Source organism: Afipia sp. DC4300-2b1, from assembly GCF_049895725.1.
Classification (GTDB): Bacteria; Pseudomonadota; Alphaproteobacteria; order Rhizobiales; family Xanthobacteraceae; genus Afipia; species Afipia broomeae.
In genome coordinates this window covers 1,055,582-1,070,688 of sequence record NZ_JAFCSX010000002.1, presented here as the reverse complement: position 1 = coordinate 1,070,688, position 15,107 = coordinate 1,055,582, and the positions used below count along the sequence as shown (strand labels likewise).

12 protein-coding genes and 1 tRNA gene are annotated in these 15,107 nt (G+C 60.7%); 5 read left to right on the top strand and 8 right to left on the bottom strand.

Features of this window, described 5'->3' with window-relative positions; translation table 11 throughout:
- Positions 1 to 101 precede the first annotated feature (101 nt).
- Together ACP7AL_RS12105 and ACP7AL_RS12100 are read left to right on the top strand one after the other, a co-directional pair.
- A complete protein-coding gene (locus ACP7AL_RS12105) occupies positions 102 to 743 on the top strand; it encodes an NYN domain-containing protein (RefSeq protein ID WP_006020887.1) in 642 nt (213 codons plus the stop codon).
- Positions 724 to 1,431 (top strand): uracil-DNA glycosylase, encoded by a 708-nt coding sequence (locus tag ACP7AL_RS12100; protein WP_425991572.1) that lies wholly within the window; start codon positions 724 to 726, stop codon positions 1,429 to 1,431. The genes ACP7AL_RS12105 and ACP7AL_RS12100 overlap by 20 nt, the downstream gene beginning before the upstream one ends.
- Here the strand turns inward: ACP7AL_RS12100 and ACP7AL_RS12095 are convergent.
- The 4 genes from ACP7AL_RS12095 to dapA all read right to left on the bottom strand — a co-directional run bounded on the left by ACP7AL_RS12095 (position 1,428) and on the right by dapA (position 3,985).
- Positions 1,428 to 2,003, bottom strand: a complete 576-nt coding sequence (locus ACP7AL_RS12095; protein ID WP_425991570.1) for a peroxiredoxin — start codon at positions 2,001 to 2,003, stop codon at positions 1,428 to 1,430. The two genes, ACP7AL_RS12100 and ACP7AL_RS12095, sit on opposite strands and share 4 nt — an antisense overlap.
- Positions 2,004 to 2,061: 58 nt before the next feature.
- On the bottom strand, positions 2,062 to 2,535 hold the full coding sequence (gene smpB, locus ACP7AL_RS12090; protein ID WP_024575150.1) for an SsrA-binding protein SmpB: 474 nt from the start codon (positions 2,533 to 2,535) through the stop codon (positions 2,062 to 2,064).
- Positions 2,536 to 2,656: 121 nt separating this feature from the next.
- Positions 2,657 to 3,070, bottom strand: coding sequence for a large conductance mechanosensitive channel protein MscL (gene mscL, locus ACP7AL_RS12085; protein ID WP_006020891.1), 414 nt, complete (start codon positions 3,068 to 3,070; stop codon positions 2,657 to 2,659).
- Positions 3,071 to 3,094: 24 nt separating this feature from the next.
- Entirely contained in the window at positions 3,095 to 3,985 is an 891-nt protein-coding gene (gene dapA, locus ACP7AL_RS12080; RefSeq protein ID WP_006020892.1) for a 4-hydroxy-tetrahydrodipicolinate synthase, read from the bottom strand.
- Positions 3,986 to 4,227: 242 nt separating this feature from the next.
- Between dapA and ACP7AL_RS12075 the strand changes: the two genes are divergently transcribed.
- Both ACP7AL_RS12075 and ACP7AL_RS12070 read left to right on the top strand, forming a co-directional pair.
- A complete protein-coding gene (locus ACP7AL_RS12075) occupies positions 4,228 to 6,426 on the top strand; it encodes a transglycosylase SLT domain-containing protein (protein WP_425991567.1) in 2,199 nt (732 codons plus the stop codon).
- A gap of 140 nt (positions 6,427 to 6,566) precedes the next feature.
- A complete protein-coding gene (locus ACP7AL_RS12070) occupies positions 6,567 to 7,451 on the top strand; it encodes an alpha/beta fold hydrolase (protein WP_425991565.1) in 885 nt (294 codons plus the stop codon).
- Positions 7,452 to 7,742: 291 nt separating this feature from the next.
- Here ACP7AL_RS12070 and ACP7AL_RS12065 read toward each other — a convergent pair whose 3' ends face one another.
- Positions 7,743 to 9,320 (bottom strand): porin, encoded by a 1,578-nt coding sequence (locus ACP7AL_RS12065; protein ID WP_425991563.1) that lies wholly within the window; start codon positions 9,318 to 9,320, stop codon positions 7,743 to 7,745.
- Positions 9,321 to 10,009: 689 nt separating this feature from the next.
- Between ACP7AL_RS12065 and ACP7AL_RS12060 the strand changes: the two genes are divergently transcribed.
- Positions 10,010 to 10,101 (top strand) — tRNA-Ser (locus ACP7AL_RS12060).
- 227 nt (positions 10,102 to 10,328) lie between these two features.
- Here the strand turns inward: ACP7AL_RS12060 and ACP7AL_RS12055 are convergent.
- The 3 genes from ACP7AL_RS12055 to ACP7AL_RS12045 form a co-directional block, all read right to left on the bottom strand.
- Positions 10,329 to 10,595 carry an SEL1-like repeat protein gene (locus tag ACP7AL_RS12055; RefSeq protein ID WP_425991561.1) on the bottom strand — a complete coding sequence of 89 codons (267 nt, stop codon included), beginning with the start codon at positions 10,593 to 10,595 and terminating at the stop codon, positions 10,329 to 10,331.
- A 1,475-nt stretch (positions 10,596 to 12,070) separates the two neighbouring features.
- Positions 12,071 to 13,555: an Asp-tRNA(Asn)/Glu-tRNA(Gln) amidotransferase subunit GatB gene (gene gatB / locus ACP7AL_RS12050; protein ID WP_425991559.1), complete on the bottom strand. Its 1,485-nt coding sequence runs from the start codon at positions 13,553 to 13,555 to the stop codon at positions 12,071 to 12,073.
- A 48-nt stretch (positions 13,556 to 13,603) separates the two neighbouring features.
- Complete coding sequence (locus ACP7AL_RS12045) at positions 13,604 to 14,989, bottom strand: patatin-like phospholipase family protein (RefSeq protein ID WP_425991557.1); 1,386 nt, start codon at positions 14,987 to 14,989, stop codon at positions 13,604 to 13,606.
- Positions 14,990 to 15,107 lie beyond the last annotated feature (118 nt).

Genomic DNA, 15,107 nt, shown 5'->3' with positions numbered 1-15,107 from the left:
CTCTAAACCTTCTAGCGAATAACAACTGAATTGAATGGGAATGCGCGGTGATGGATACGCGCCAAGAATACATGCGATAACAACGATGCGAGTAAAAACTGATGCCTTCTGCCACGAACAAGATCGCGCTGTTTATTGACGGTGCAAACCTTTACGCAACAGCGAAGACCCTTGGTTTCGACATAGATTATAAGCGGCTGCTCCTTGAATTTCAGAGTCGTGGCACTCTCGTTCGGGCATTCTACTACACGGCCATCATCGAGGATCAGGAATACTCGTCGATCCGTCCGCTGATCGATTGGCTCGATTATAATGGCTATACGGTCGTGACCAAGGCAACGAAGGAATTCATCGACGCCTCCGGACGCCGCAAGGTCAAGGGCAACATGGACATCGAACTTGCCGTCGATGCCATGGAGCTGGCTGAAAACATCGACCAGATGGTGCTGTTCTCTGGCGACGGCGATTTCCGCTCGCTGGTCGAGGCCGTGCAGCGCCGCGGCGTTCGCGTGACGGTCGTTTCCACAATCGCCAGCCAGCCCCCGATGATCGCAGACGAATTGCGCCGCCAGGCGGATGTCTTTACTGATCTGGTCCAGCTACAAGCAAAGCTTGGCCGCGACCCGAGCGAGCGCCCTGCTCCTCGCGAACCGCGCGAACCTCGTCAGCACACGCCGCAATTCCTGCAGCGGGCGACGACCAGCTCAATGGCGCCAAGGGGCGATGACGAATTCGACGATTGAGCAGAAAACCAAGGAGAGCCGGCGCAGCAGCGCCGGCCCTTCCTCTTCTGTTTCAGGGCAGTCGAACGAACCCGGCCCGGATTGCCCGCTCTGCTCCCGCCTGAAAGACTATCGTGAAGCCAACCGCGCGCAGCACCCGCATTGGTTTAACGCACCCGTTTACTCTTTTGGACCGATCGACGCACAGCTTCTGATCGTAGGACTGGCACCCGGTCTTCAGGGTGCCAACCGCACGGGACGGCCCTTTACAGGGGATTTTGCCGGCGATCTTCTTTACGCGACGCTGCTCGATACCGGTTTTGCGCAGGGTTCATACGAGGCGCACCCCGACGACGGGCTGACGCTGACGGATTGCCGCATCACCAATGCGGTGCGCTGCGTGCCGCCGCAGAACAAACCCCTGCCTGCTGAAATCAAGACCTGCCGCCCATTCTTCAATGCAACGCTGGACGAGATGCCGCGCCTGCGTGCGGTCGTCATGCTGGGCCGTGTGGCACATGATACGACGTTAAAGACGCTCGGCGTTCGCGCAGCGGATGCGCCCTTCGCCCACGGCGCGCAGCATCAGACTGGCTCCCTTCGGCTGTTCGACAGCTATCACTGCTCCCGCTACAACACGAACACAGGCGTTCTCACGCCCCAGATGTTCAGGGCGGTGTTTGCCAGCGTGCAGAGCTACCTGGGCTAGCGCGAATTGGCCTGCAGCCAAGCCAGCACATCACCCGCATTCCGGTCCGGCGGAAACACCGGATAGAACACGTGAGTGATCGTCGCGTCGTCGATGATCATCGCAAGCCGCTTGATAAGCGTCAGTCCGGCGACGTCCATCGAAGGCAGCTTGAGCGCGCGGGTCAACTCAAGATCGCTATCCGACAAAACCTGAAACGGCACATGTAGACGCTCGACCATATCGCGCTGATAGGCGGTGTCCTGCGTGGAAACCCCGAACACGTGCTGGGCGCCCGCATCTTTCAGATCCTTGAACAGATCGCGGAAGGCACAGGTCTGCGGCGTGCAGCCGCGCGCGCCGGGGATCATGTCCCAGTCATCGACGAGGCTGATCTTGCCGGGCTCTCCCGTGCGCGGATAGGCGAACAGCACCACCCGCCCCGGCAGCGATGCCAGCTTGACCGATGATCCATCGGTGGCCGGCAGCACAACCGGCGGCATTTTCATGCCGATCAGGTGCTGCGCCGCGCCGTCGTCGACAGGCGCCGGGATCTTGCTCCAGTCCACATCCATCAAGTTCGGCTGATTCATCGCAGTATCCTTTGCATCCTGGAGGCTGAGCTATCCGAGAACATTAGCCCTTTCGGCGTTAACCTCGCGCTCTCAGCAAGCGGCCCTTCTCGCGCGCCCAGTCACGCTTCTTCTCGGTGTCGCGTTTATCGTGCAGCTTCTTGCCCTTCGCGAGGGCCAGTTGAAGCTTCACCTTGCCGTGCTCGTTGAAATACATCTTGAGCGGAATGAGCGTCATTCCCTCGCGTTCGATCGCGCCGATCAGCTTGTTGATCTGCTTCTTGTGCAGTAGCAGTTTGCGGTCCCGCTTCGGTTCATGGTTGAAGCGGTTGGCTTGCAAATATTCCGGGATGTTGGCGTTGACGAGCCAGATTTCGCCGTCCTTGGAATCCGCATAGGACTCCGCAATCGTGGTCTTGCCGTTGCGCGTCGACTTGACCTCGGTGCCGGTCAGCACGATGCCCGCCTCGACGGTGTCCTCGATGGCGTAATTGAACCGCGCCTTGCGGTTCTCGGCGATGACCTTGATCGTGGGTTCTTTTTTCTCGGCCATCAGGTGCCTCGGTGCGCATACACGCGAAAAATACGGCTCGCGTGAACACGCAATCCTTCAGTACGGCTGACGGCGCTGAGAGCTTGCCCCGTCAGAATGTCTGCTGGTGACAGATAGTGATCTATTTCGCTTTCAGAAGATCGCGGATTTCGGTCAGCAGCTGCTGGTCCTTGCTCATGGCCGCAGGTTCGGGCGCCGCTTCCTGCTTCGCCTTCAACTGGTTCATCAGACGGATGACCAGAAACAGGACGAATGCGACGATAATGAAGTTCAGCGTCAACGTGAGGAAACTGCCCCATGCCAGCACCGCGCCCTGTTTCTTGGCGTCAGCCAGGTTGGTTGCCGTGACCGACTTGGACAGGCCAGTGAAGTAATTCGAGAAATCGAGCCCGCCGGTCACCGCGCCGATGATCGGCATGATGATGTCCGCCACCAGAGAGTTAACGATGGCTCCGAACGCCGCGCCGATGATGACGCCGACCGCGAGATCGACGACATTGCCTTTCAGGGCAAATTTCTTGAACTCCTCGAGCATCGGCTCATTCCCTTTCCAAGATCGTCAGTTGAGCAATCCGGCATACACCATCGCGTCGTGAATGACCTTGCCGGTCGGCGGCGTCACCGGCACAAGCGGCAGGCGCACCTCTTCATGCACGCGGCCCAGCAGCTTGAGGCCATGCTTGGCGCCCGCAAGACCCGGCTCCTTGAAGATCGCGTCATGCAGCGGTGTCAGCCGGTCCTGGATCTTGAGCGCGGCCGCATAGTCTCCCTTCAACACGGCGACCATCAGGTCGGCGCACTGCTTGGGCGCCACGTTGGCGACGACTGAAATGCAGCCGTGCCCGCCCGCCGCCATATAGGCCAGCGCGGTCATGTCCTCACCCGAGAGCTGGATGAAGTCCGGACCCATGGCGTGGCGCTGCTGCGACACGCGTGCGAGATTGGCGGTGGCATCCTTCACGCCGGCGATGTTCTTCAGTTCAAACAGCCTTGTCATGGTCTCGACCGACAGATCGACGACCGAACGCGGCGGAATGTTGTAGATGATGATCGGAATTCCGATCGCGTCGTTCACCGCCTTGAAGTGATGATACATCCCCTCCTGGGTCGGCTTGTTGTAGTAGGGCGTCACCACCAGCACGGCATCGGCGCCCGCCTTCTCGGCGTGCTTCGCCAGAGCCACGGCTTCCCGCGTCGAGTTCGAGCCGGCGCCGGCGATAACCGGCACGCGCCCCTTTGCCTCCGCGACGCACCACTCGGTGACCTTGTTGTGCTCTTCGTGGCTCAGGGTCGGGCTTTCACCGGTGGTTCCAACCGGAACCAGACCGTGCGATCCCTGCTCGATCTGCCAGTTCACGAGCGCGCGCAGCCCGCCCTCGTCCAATGCACCGTTTTTGAACGGCGTAACCAAGGCGGTAAGGGACCCCCTGAAATTCGTCTTGGTTGCCATTGCTCTGTCTCCGAACGCTTCGCACGCTGCGATTAATGATTGATACCGAGTCCGGGAACGCGATGAAAGTCCCGGACAATACGGACCGCCCCGGAGCCAGGAACGCCCCGTATCAGCCGCTATTTTGCCGCGGTGTTGCGGCATTGTGCCTGTTCTAACACATTTGGTGTTTTGTCCACATATTCAATGAACTACACCTGAAGGCGAAGGTCTTGAATGATTCGCCGCATAGGCCGCCCGTGATGCCATTTGCTCCTTCATCTGCGGGATCAGCCCGGCTGTTACGCTGGAGTGCTGCACTCTTCGGCGCTGGCGCGATTGCGCTGGTTTCATATGCCGCGTCCGCCGTTCCGCTGCCGAAGCCCCGGCCGATCTCCCGCCAGGCGCCGCAGGCCGCTCCGGCAAAACCGGATCAGCAAAAGGCCCCGGCTTCCGCAACAGCCACGCCGGCCGCGCCTGCGCCGAAAGCTCTGGCCGCGCGCCCTGCTCCGGCCCGAAAGCCGTCGGTGGCGCTGGCGCTGTCGAGCACATCGTCCACGTCAAAGGCCGACATGGATACGCTCGAGCAGATCATTGATCTCGTGCGTAAACGGAAGCCGGCCGATGCCACGCAGCTTCAGGCTTCGCTCTCCGATCCCGTTGCGCGCAAGCTTTCCGAATGGCTGATCCTGCGCAGCGACGACAATGGTGCGCCTGTCGAACGTTATCGCGACTTCATTGCGGAAAATCCGAGTTGGCCCAGCGTGACGTTCCTGCGCCGCCGCGGCGAAGCAGCCTTGTGGGACGACAAGCGCGACGATTCCACCGTCCTGGCGTTCTTCAATGGCGAACAGCCGATCTCCGCCAAGGGCCGGTTCATGCTCGCCCGCGCGCTGCTGGCCCGCGGCGATCGCGCAAGTGCCGAACGGCTGGTGCGCGAAGCGTGGCGCGGCGATCCATTCTCTTCTGACACCGAAGACACCGCGTTTGAGCGGTTCGGCACGCTGCTGACTCCCGGCGACATCAAGATCCGGATGGATATGCTGCTGTATAGCGGCGACAATGCGGAAGCCGCGTTGCGCTCCGCCAGACGGCTCGGCAGCGGCCATATCGCGCTGGCAAAGGCGCGTATCGCCCTCAACAAAAAGGCCTCGAATGCGAAGGCCCTGCTCGATGCGGTACCAAGCGACCTGCACAACGACCCGCTGTATCTTTTCAGCAAGGCACAATGGCTGCGGCGCGAGGACAAATTCCAGGAAGCCGCACGTGCCATGCAGGCAGCGCCCCGCGATCCGGCACGGCTGGTGAATGCAGACGAGTGGTGGATCGAACGGCGTCTGCTGGCGCGCAAACTGCTCGACACCAATGAGCCTCGCCTCGCCTATGCTGTCGCACGCGATGCATCGCTGCCCGCGCGCGATATTTACAAAACGGAATCGGAATTCACCGCCGGCTGGATCGCACTGAGGTTCCTCAACGATCCGAATCTCGCAGCCCAGCACTTTGCGCGCATCGGGGTCGGCAGCGTCAATCCGACGGCGCTGGCCCGCGCCGGTTACTGGCAGGGCCGCGCGGCGGAAGCCGCCGGGCGCCCGCAGGAGGCGCGCAACGCCTATGAATCAGCCGCGGCGCAATCGACCAGCTATTACGGCCAGCTCGCCCGCGCGAAGCTTGGGCTGCCGCAGATCGCACTGAACGGCGTGCCCGGCCGTTCGCGTGGCGGAGAGCGGCTGGAGGTCGTCCGTGCCGTCGAGCTTCTTTACGCCCTGGATGAGCGCGAGATCGCCGTCCCCATCCTCGCCGATATGGGCGAGCGCGCCGACATGGACGGGCTGCTCGCGCTTTGCGAACTGACCCAGCGTCACAACGACGCGCGAGGCATGCTGCTCGTCGGCAAGGCTGCGTTGAACCGCGGCATGCCGTTCGACCATTACGCCTATCCGGTGATCGGAATCCCGCCCTACAAGGATTTCGGGCCTGAGGTTGAGAAGGCGATCGTTTACGCCATCGCCCGGCAGGAAAGCGCGTTCAATCCCTCTGTGGTGTCACCGGCGCAGGCTTATGGCCTGATGCAGGTCACGCCGGCCGCCGGCAAATACGTCGCCAAACGGCACGGCGCGACATTCGATCTCGCCAGGCTGAAAACCGATTCCGCCTACAATGCGGCGTTTGGCGCCGCCGAACTCGGCGGCCTGATCGAAGATTATCGCGGCTCCTACATCATGACCTTCGCCGGCTACAATGCCGGGCGTGGCAGCGTGCGCAAATGGATCGAGCGTTACGGCGATCCCCGCGATCCCAAGGTGGACGCAGTGGATTGGGTCGAGCAGATTCCGTTCTCCGAAACCCGCAATTACGTTCAGCGCATCATGGAGAACCTGCAGGTTTACCGCGCACGGTTTGGCGGCGGCAGCAAGCTGCTGATCGAGGCGGACCTGCGCCGCGGCGCGGGTCCGGAATGATTGAGGCGTAATTGCCCGCAGTTCTCTGCCGGATTCATCACCGGGCTTGACCCGGTGACCCATCTCAAGAAAACTTTTGGCCCAATAGACCGCCAGCCTCCGGTGGCTCGGCTGCATCACGCCTGTTCGCAAGGAACGCTATGTCCGCACAATTTCGCGACGTCTTCTGCCAGTCAGCCGACGGGCTGAAACTCCATGCCAAGGTCATCGGCCCCGATAACAGCGCGGCATTGCCTGTGTTTTGCGTGCCGGGCCTGACACGCACCACCGACGACTTCAATGAGATCGCGATCGCTCTGGCCACCGATCCCGGGACACCACGCAAGGTGGTGGCCATCGATCTGCGCGGACGGGGTCTCTCGGACTACGATCCGGACCCGGCCAAGTATTCAGTCCCTGTCGAACTGGGTGACGTGCTGACCATGGCGACCTCGCTGGGGATATCGCGCACGATCATGCTCGGCACATCCCGTGGCGGCCTGATCTCCATGGCGCTCGCGGCAACCAAACCAGATCTGCTGGCCGGGGTTATTCTCAACGATATTGGCCCCGCCCTGGAGATGGGCGGGCTGGTGAAGATCAAGGGCTACATCACCAATCCGCCGGTGCGTCAGACGTGGGGCGAGGCCGTGACAGGCCTCAAGGGAATGTTCGGCACTGTCTTTCCGTCGCTCACGGACGCTGATTGGCAAGTCTGGGCACGTCGGGCGTTCCGCGAAACGGCACACGGTGGGCTGGAACGTACGTATGACGAGCGGCTTTCGGCGACTGTCGAGGGAATCGATCTGTCGAACCCGCCACCGCCAATTTGGGAGCTATTCGACGCGCTCGCCGGCATTCCACTGATGCTGATCCATGGGGAATTGTCGGACCTGCTCTCACCTCAGGGTGTGCAGGATATGATCACCCGGCGGCCGGACATCGATCTGGTCAAGGTGGCCGACCAGGGTCATGCGCCCCTGCTGGCGGACAAGCCAACGATGGATCGCATCATCGCGTTCTGCGCCCGATGTGATGGGGCATAACGGCCCGCGCCTTCACAACAGAAGTCTTTCATAACCCTCGCGCCGGCCCGGCGAAAGCCGGACCCATACGCCCTGAGTTCTTGGTTGTGGGAGATGCTGGAGCGATCCTGCCGCCTTCACCGCGTCGGGTGGTTACGGGTCCCCGCTTTCGCGGGGATGACACAGGTACGTTTGGCAAGCACTCCGTCATCGCCTCTCATCCGGGAAAGAAGTGCACGAAGAAAAACCCCCGGCAGTTTCCTGCCGGGGGTTCTTTTAGTTCAGGTAACAATCGCCGTCAGGCGGTTGCTATTACCAGGTGCGGCGAACGCGGAGGCTGCCGGAGTAGATGCCCTGGTCCTTGTAGTCGTAAGCGCCAGCGGGCTTGAACAGGAACGCCGGAACCGCAGTGATCGTGCCGGTGTTGTTCTGATCGATCATGGTGTACATGAACTCGCCCGAGAACGTCAGGTTCTGGACAGGGGTCCAGGCGGTACGGGTGCCGACCTGCCAGATAGCGAAGTCGGGGTTGCAGGAGAAGCCGTTGGCAGTTCCGATACCAGCGGAAGCGCGGGCATTTGCCTGCATGCCGCAGATCGCAGCCGACGCATTGGTGTTGTAGTCAACCTTGGTGTAGCTGCCGAACACGCTGGTTTCCCAGTTCGGGGTCCAGTTGTGCACGTAACCACCGCGGAAGCCCCAAACCTTGGTCTTCTCGATGCCGCCGCCGGTCGTGTAAACGCCGTCATACAGGTTCGCAGAAGTGAACGACTGATAGCTGCCAGCGAAGTTCGTGTCGCCGCTGAACTTGTCGAAGGTGTTGGCGGTAACGCCGCCGATCACGTACTTCGGAGCGCCGTCCGAGTAGGTGAAGTCCAACGAGATCTTGTCGCCAGGACCCGTCGGAAGCTGCTTCAACTGCAGACCGCCGGCGATGGCCCAGCCCCAGGCATCGCCCGGATGGCCATTGGTTTCGTTCTTGGTCGTTCCGGTGAAAGCCGGAGCGGCACCCGCGAGGTTGGTGTAGTAGTTCGCGCTGACGTTGTGCACAGCACCCGACAATTGAGCGGTGAACGCCGCCTGATCGAGACGGATGTTACCAACGAAGTCAGGCGAATGCTGACCACCGGTGCCGTTCTGGTTGGCGGTGAGTGCGCCGGTAGCTAGGTAAGCAACGCCGAGAGCGCCAGCAGCCGCAGCAGTTGCACCAGAGAACGGCGACGATGCGTCCAGCACCGGAGCGCGGGTGATGACCTTGTTGTCTTCAACGCCGAGTTCAGCCGACAGGCCATTACCGAACTGCCAGGTGTAGGCAGCCTTGGTGATGCCGGTCAGGTTGTCCGAACCGCCGATGAGGAACGAGGTGTTGTTGTTCGCGCCAACCGAAGCCCAAGGGGTCTGGAAGGTGGAAGCGGCCTTACCGAAGGTGAAGCCGGCGAACTGGACGAAGCCGTAGTCCATCGTCAGGTTGCCCGACGACGGGCCGAAGCCGGTCGAATGCTCGAAGTTGCTCGACCAGTAGGTACGAACAACGCCGTATTCGGTGGCGGTGCGGGTGTCGATGTTCAGCTGAACGCGCGAACGGGTGGTGAAGTAGTCCGAGTTACGGCTGCCCGTACCGAACACGCCAGCACCAGCGGTGCCTGCGGTTTCATCCCACGCTGGCTTGTTGTAGTTGCCGGCGTTGATGTTGGCGTCAGCCTGGACGTAGCCGCCCAGCTTGATGCAGGTGTCGGTGCCGGGGATGTAGTAGAAACCGGCGCCGTAAAGGGAGCAGATCTTCACGTACTGAACGGCTTTCGCCTTGACGGGAAGATCGGCTGCCTGTGCTCCAGCGGATGCTGCGATAACCGCAGCCGATCCGAGGATAAGGCTCTTAATGGTGCTCATAAAACCTCCAAGTTTTGCTCTCTAGGGAAGGTTCCAGGCCGGTGGTGTAAGTCACACCACATGGTAGGTTCCCTTGATCCCCGCTAACCGCCCGGTCGCCTCGCGCTTTCGGACACTCCCGCTGAACGCGAGCGACTTAAGCGAAACTCCCAAACGGGACGACCTCGGGATGCCCCCCTCCGTCGCTTCGATGACCATTGCCCAACAGTCGTAATCACGCAACAAAGGACCGCCTTGAAACGGTGCTGTTCCGGCCGTTTTTAGGGAGGTGTTGCACAAATAGCACGCAAAATCCCCCATGGAACATCTGTAAGCGGCTGGAAACGTTGTATTTTTGCGGTTGCCCCAAAATGTTCCCCTGGAACGCGGATGTGGCAGTGCAAACGGCGCTAGCGCCCCTTGCGGCTGTGAATTCGTCGAATCGCTGACACAAAAACAGTCAGCCCTGCCCGCCTCTGTCGCCCGCGAAATCCAGCAGAATGGGCGGCCGTGAGATCCGTGTTCCCTCACACTTTAGGCTGCCACAGCGTATTTGGCGGCCTTCGGCCGGCTCGGAACCGCGTTGAGAAAACCGAAGACATTATAGAGTGAGAGAAAGGAGCGGCCCGAACGGATCTGATTGGGGCCAAATCGGGGAAAATTCCTCAGCGACTTGCGGCGCGTGACCGCGTAAGGCATATCGAGCCTGTGGAGACGTGGCCGAGCGGCTGAAGGCACTCGTTTGCTAAATGAGCATACCTTGAAAAGGGTATCGAGGGTTCGAATCCCTCCGTCTCCGCCACCCACATTCAAATCATCGACGTCACCAGATGAACCGCCGGCGAACCCGCATCAATGGCGAGATACATCGCGCCGGGTAGACGGAATTTTCGGAACGCCTCGAAGCCGAGACTCAAAGGCGACGTCTGTGCGCGAGTGACAGATCACCGATCGCAAGAGCGCAGCGACAAATCACAGCAACGAGTGCGCGAAAATGTCGATAAATGGGGGACTTCTTGGCGAGTCACCTTAGTGCGCCGCCATCCATGCCCGAGCTTCACGCTGGGCAGTTGCGATCTCGACATCCGACATCAAGCCCGCGATTTCCTGGCGCAGGGAAATGGCATCCACCCTGCCCTTGAGTGCGGCGAGATTGAACCATTTGTGCGCGGCGACCAGATCGATCAGGCCGCTGCGGCCGGTCGAATAGATCATGCCGAGGTCGAACAGGATGTCGCCGTTCGCCGTGGCTTCGATCGGCAGTGCGCTGCCGGTATCAATCGTTCCCTGAAACATGTGGCTCTCCCGATTCCTCGCCGCGGCGAGCGCGGCTCCTGTCAGTATTCTGTTCGATGCGACTGTTGCTTTTGTTGGCGCGTATTCCGCAAAACCGGTTTGCCAATTCTGCGGAATACGCGTTCGCCGTTTGCCGGCTTGTTGGCACCATAGGATCCGTAAAATTTGAATCGCAGTTTAAGCATCGCGATGAATCGAACGTGAACGATGCGGCGGGCCGCTGCCCGGCGAATTGCGAGAAACGGGCTATTTGCAGGGGTTTATCGGCATTCGTGAAGATCGATTCACCTTCGTATTTGGCGAAGCGATAACCATTGCACGAGCTGGCCTCCCGCGAGCGTTCCCTCACCAATCGTGAATCGGCGATCGCAGGGCTCTGGCCGCGAAGACGCCGCGTCAGCGCCGCCGCTTGCGAATGCGAACATTCACCGGCCGAAGCTTCAAATCAGAATTTGTTTTGGAGAACCTCGATGACCGCGACCGCGTGCGCCGAACCGGCAGATACGCAGGGGTCAAAAAAAACGAGGGCGTCGGTGAACACGCCAGGACTGAGATCTCACCGGCATAGTCTTGCCGGGAAACTGCGGGGTCATCCCCCGCAACGAACGAAGAGCTCTTGAACTCTTCTGCCTGACCGGTTGGCCGGGCCGTCTCGCCTGATGTCTCGCCGACACCCTCTTTCGTCGACCGGAGCCGCCGGTTCAAATCCGCTTTCGCGAACTGGATTGTCTGGCGGCTCTTGTGACGGTGCCAGCATCATGTGCCGGCAATTCCATAAGGCGTAGCCTTACTTCTTCTTCTTGGCGACCTTGCGGGTCTTCTTGGCAGTCTTCTTCACTGCCGACTTCGCCTTCTTCGCCTTCTTCGCTTTCTTGGCCATGTTGCCCTCCTAAGTTCGTGAGATGGCTTAATCGCTGTGTGCACTCGGGAATCGAAATGCACTTCATCTGGATTACACCAACGCGTTCAAAAAAACAGTGTCCCGCTTAAGGAAGTGTTTACGCACAAGGCGTCGCGCGCGCTGCAAACACGAAACGGAAGCGTTGCGACGCATCCGCACGGCACGCCATCGCGGGCGAGAAACGATCGAGCGAAGAAACATCGCGCATCAAAGAAATGCCTGTGCCGCAGCGGCTTCTTTCATCACAAAGCAGCACGCATCATAACGTCAATAAAACCGCATGTAACTTCACAGCGCGCGAAAAACGCCTTTCGCGGACTCTGAGTCGTAAATTTTGGCAACAAAAATATTTTCTGAAAAATTTGGTTTTGGCGCGATCATCGCTCGCGCCGGAGAACTTTTCCCGACCTTTTTGCGAATCTGATTCGCAAATTGATTCCGCGTCGAGAGGCGCTCACGTCGTCTTGCGGCACCGTTGCGAGGGTTCGTCGTGACATCGAAAACGGAAAACGAGACGTCGGAACGGCGCGCGGGAGCGACGCCGCGCGCACGATGTCACTCGCATTAACGATGTTCAGATGCCGAGCTTGGCCTTCAGCAGGTCGTTGACTGCCTGCGGGTTCGCCTTGCCGCCCGATGACTTCATCACCTGACCGACGAACCAGCCCATGAGCTGAGGTTTGGCGCGCGCCTGCTCCACCTTGTCGGGATTGGCGGCGATGATGTCGTCCACCACCTTCTCGATGGCGCCGAGATCGGTCACCTGCTTCATGCCGAGGCTGTCGACCAGCGCCTTCGGATCGCCGCCCTTGGTCCAGACGATCTCGAACAGGTCCTTCGCGATCTTTCCGGAGATGGTTCCTTCGCCGATCAGATCGATGATCGCGGCCATTTGCTCCGCCGACACCGGCGACGAGGCAATATCCTGCCCTTCCTTGTTGAGGCGGCCGAACAATTCGTTGATGACCCAGTTGGCAGCCAGCTTGCCGTCGCGCGCCTTGTCGGCAAGCCTCGCCAGCACCGCCTCATAGAAGTCCGCACTCTCGCGCTCGGCGACCAGAACGCCGGCATCGTACGGTGTCAGGCCGACTTCCGCGATGAAGCGCTCGCGCTTCTCATCCGGCAGTTCCGGCAGCTTGGATTTCAAAGCCTCGACGTAGTCCGCAGTGAACTCCAGCGGCAGCAGATCGGGGTCCGGGAAGTAGCGATAGTCATGCGCCTCTTCCTTGGAGCGCATCGATCGGGTCTCGCCCTTGTTCGGATCGTACAGCCGGGTCTCCTGGTCGATGGTGCCGCCGTCCTCAAGAATTCCGATCTGGCGGCGGGCTTCGTAATGGATCGCCTGCCCGATGAAGCGGATCGAGTTCATGTTCTTGATCTCGCAGCGGGTGCCGAGGCCCTCGCCAGGACGCCGCACCGAGACGTTGACGTCCGCGCGCAGGTTGCCCTTCTCCATGTCGCCGTCACAGGTGCCGAGATAGCGCAGGATCGAGCGCAGCTTGGCGACGTAGCCCTGCGCCTCCTCGGCCGAGCGGATGTCGGGCTTGGAGACGATCTCCATCAGGGCAACGCCCGAACGGTTGAGATCGACAAAGGACATGGACGGATGCTGGTCGTGCAGCAATTTACCGGCGTCCTGCTCCAGATGCAGCCGCTCGATGCCAACCGTCACGCTCTCGCCGCCGGGAAGATCGACGACCACCGCACCCTCGCCGACGATCGGCGACTTGTACTGGCTGATCTGGTAGCCCTGCGGCAGGTCCGGATAGAAATAGTTCTTCCGGTCGAAGGTCGATTTCAGGTTGATCTGCGCCTTGAGGCCAAGCCCCGTACGCACCGCCTGCGCAACGCACTCCTCATTGATGACGGGCAGCATGCCGGGCATCGCCGCGTCCACCAGCGAGACGTGATCGTTCGGTGCGCCGCCGAATTCGGTCGAAGCGCCTGAGAACAACTTCGAGTTGGAGGTCACCTGGGCATGGACTTCAAGACCGATGACCATTTCCCAGTCACCGGTGGCGCCCTTGATGAGTTTTGACGATTTAACGGGTGCGTTCATGGGCCGCCTTTTACCTTGATGGCGCGGGCGAGAAAACCCCGAATCAGATCACAGGTTCGCTGCGAAACTGCGGAAAACCGGGCTCGCCCGCAGCGCGTCGCGCCCCGCCTCGATGACACTGTCGACCTGCTCGGGTGGCAGATGGAAGCGCGTGGGGACCCGTTCAAGGTCCGCCGCGCGCGCCTGATCGAGCTGATCGAACCCGATCCGGCCGACATAGAATTTGAGATCACGGCAATTCCAGTTCGCACCTACGCCGTACTTCGCGCGATCCGCGGCCGACAATCCGCAGCGCCACCTCACCAGCGAGCCCTGCCAGTCAGTCATGGTCGCGGTGAATGCGGTGAAGCTGCCGGCGACGCTGGCATCGATAGCCGTATCGGCGGCAGCCTTGACGAGGTCCGCCCCGGACGGCCCCTCAATGGTATTGATCCAGTTTCCCGACAGGCCGGTCTTGGCGTCGACCACCAAAATCAGAGCACGCCGCAGCTTCACCGCCTGTCGCGGGCTCAGCGGGCCATACGGCGTATCCGACGACAGCCGCGCGATGGTCATGCCGGCCAGGCCGTAGTTATCGACAAGGCCGCCATCGAGCAGCTTGATGTAAGGCATCGAGCCATCGTGGTAACGGCTGATCGCCTTTGCGAATGAGTTCAGCATCGGAGGCGCGTTGGCATTGTCTCGCGCGCGCACGATCCAAGGCGGCAGACGTTCGTTGCACTTTCCGGGGAACGTCTGGATTACGACCGGCGCGAACGCCACGGGCACCGCCGCCGAAGCAGCGACGGCGTTTGCGAGCGGATATTCGGACAGGTTGCTGCACATGGCGCCGAATGCCACCGCACCAAACACGAAAGGTGTCCTGTTATAAATATCGGAGGCATTGATCCAGACCTGCGGACGGCTGGTCAGGCCCAGATCGCGAAATGTCGCCCCCTGAAACAGATTGGCGTCGAGCCAGCGTGGAAATCCGGTCGAGTCGTTGATGCCGCCAGCGACCGCGCGGGAGAGTGTCGCCAGAGTGAGATTTGTCTGAAGTCCCTCCTCCGCGTTGCGCAGGAGAAACCGTTCGCGAAAATCGGCAAGAGCAGCCCGCTTCCGCAAACCGTAATAGGCCGCCGTAACGGAGCCTCCCGAGACGCCAGAGACAAACTCGACCCGGTCGATCATCGGTCCCTGCGCGCCGCGGACCGGAATGCGCTCCATCTCCTGCAACACGCCGAAGGAAAACGCGGCGGCGCGGGTTCCGCCGCCTGAAAAAGACAGTCCAACGACCGTGTCGTCGTAACTCGTCGTCTCGCCGAAGCCGATATTGCCTCGGTCAGTGAGATTATCAGATCCCGGGAGATTGACCGGCGCGTTCTGAATCGACGCGCAGCCCAGCAGCAAGCCGGACACGAACGCAACATTGGCGAGAGGACGCACCCAACGCATAATCACCGATCCCACCGGCCGTTATCGCCGCTGGCAGTTAATGAACACATACCGCCGCGGATCAGGCATTGGCCACCAGAACGGTGAATTCAAGGCAGCGGCACGGCATACCGCCGTG

Coding starts and splice junctions, on each gene's coding strand:
- ACP7AL_RS12105 (WP_006020887.1), top strand. CDS start 102: ATGCCTTCTGCCACGAACAAGATCGCGCTGTTTATTGACGGTGCAAAC.
- ACP7AL_RS12100 (WP_425991572.1), top strand. CDS start 724: ATGACGAATTCGACGATTGAGCAGAAAACCAAGGAGAGCCGGCGCAGC.
- ACP7AL_RS12095 (WP_425991570.1), bottom strand. CDS start 2,003: ATGAATCAGCCGAACTTGATGGATGTGGACTGGAGCAAGATCCCGGCG.
- smpB (WP_024575150.1), bottom strand. CDS start 2,535: ATGGCCGAGAAAAAAGAACCCACGATCAAGGTCATCGCCGAGAACCGC.
- mscL (WP_006020891.1), bottom strand. CDS start 3,070: ATGCTCGAGGAGTTCAAGAAATTTGCCCTGAAAGGCAATGTCGTCGAT.
- dapA (WP_006020892.1), bottom strand. CDS start 3,985: ATGGCAACCAAGACGAATTTCAGGGGGTCCCTTACCGCCTTGGTTACG.
- ACP7AL_RS12075 (WP_425991567.1), top strand. CDS start 4,228: ATGCCATTTGCTCCTTCATCTGCGGGATCAGCCCGGCTGTTACGCTGG.
- ACP7AL_RS12070 (WP_425991565.1), top strand. CDS start 6,567: ATGTCCGCACAATTTCGCGACGTCTTCTGCCAGTCAGCCGACGGGCTG.
- ACP7AL_RS12065 (WP_425991563.1), bottom strand. CDS start 9,320: ATGAGCACCATTAAGAGCCTTATCCTCGGATCGGCTGCGGTTATCGCA.
- ACP7AL_RS12055 (WP_425991561.1), bottom strand. CDS start 10,595: ATGTTTCAGGGAACGATTGATACCGGCAGCGCACTGCCGATCGAAGCC.
- gatB (WP_425991559.1), bottom strand. CDS start 13,555: ATGAACGCACCCGTTAAATCGTCAAAACTCATCAAGGGCGCCACCGGT.
- ACP7AL_RS12045 (WP_425991557.1), bottom strand. CDS start 14,989: ATGCGTTGGGTGCGTCCTCTCGCCAATGTTGCGTTCGTGTCCGGCTTG.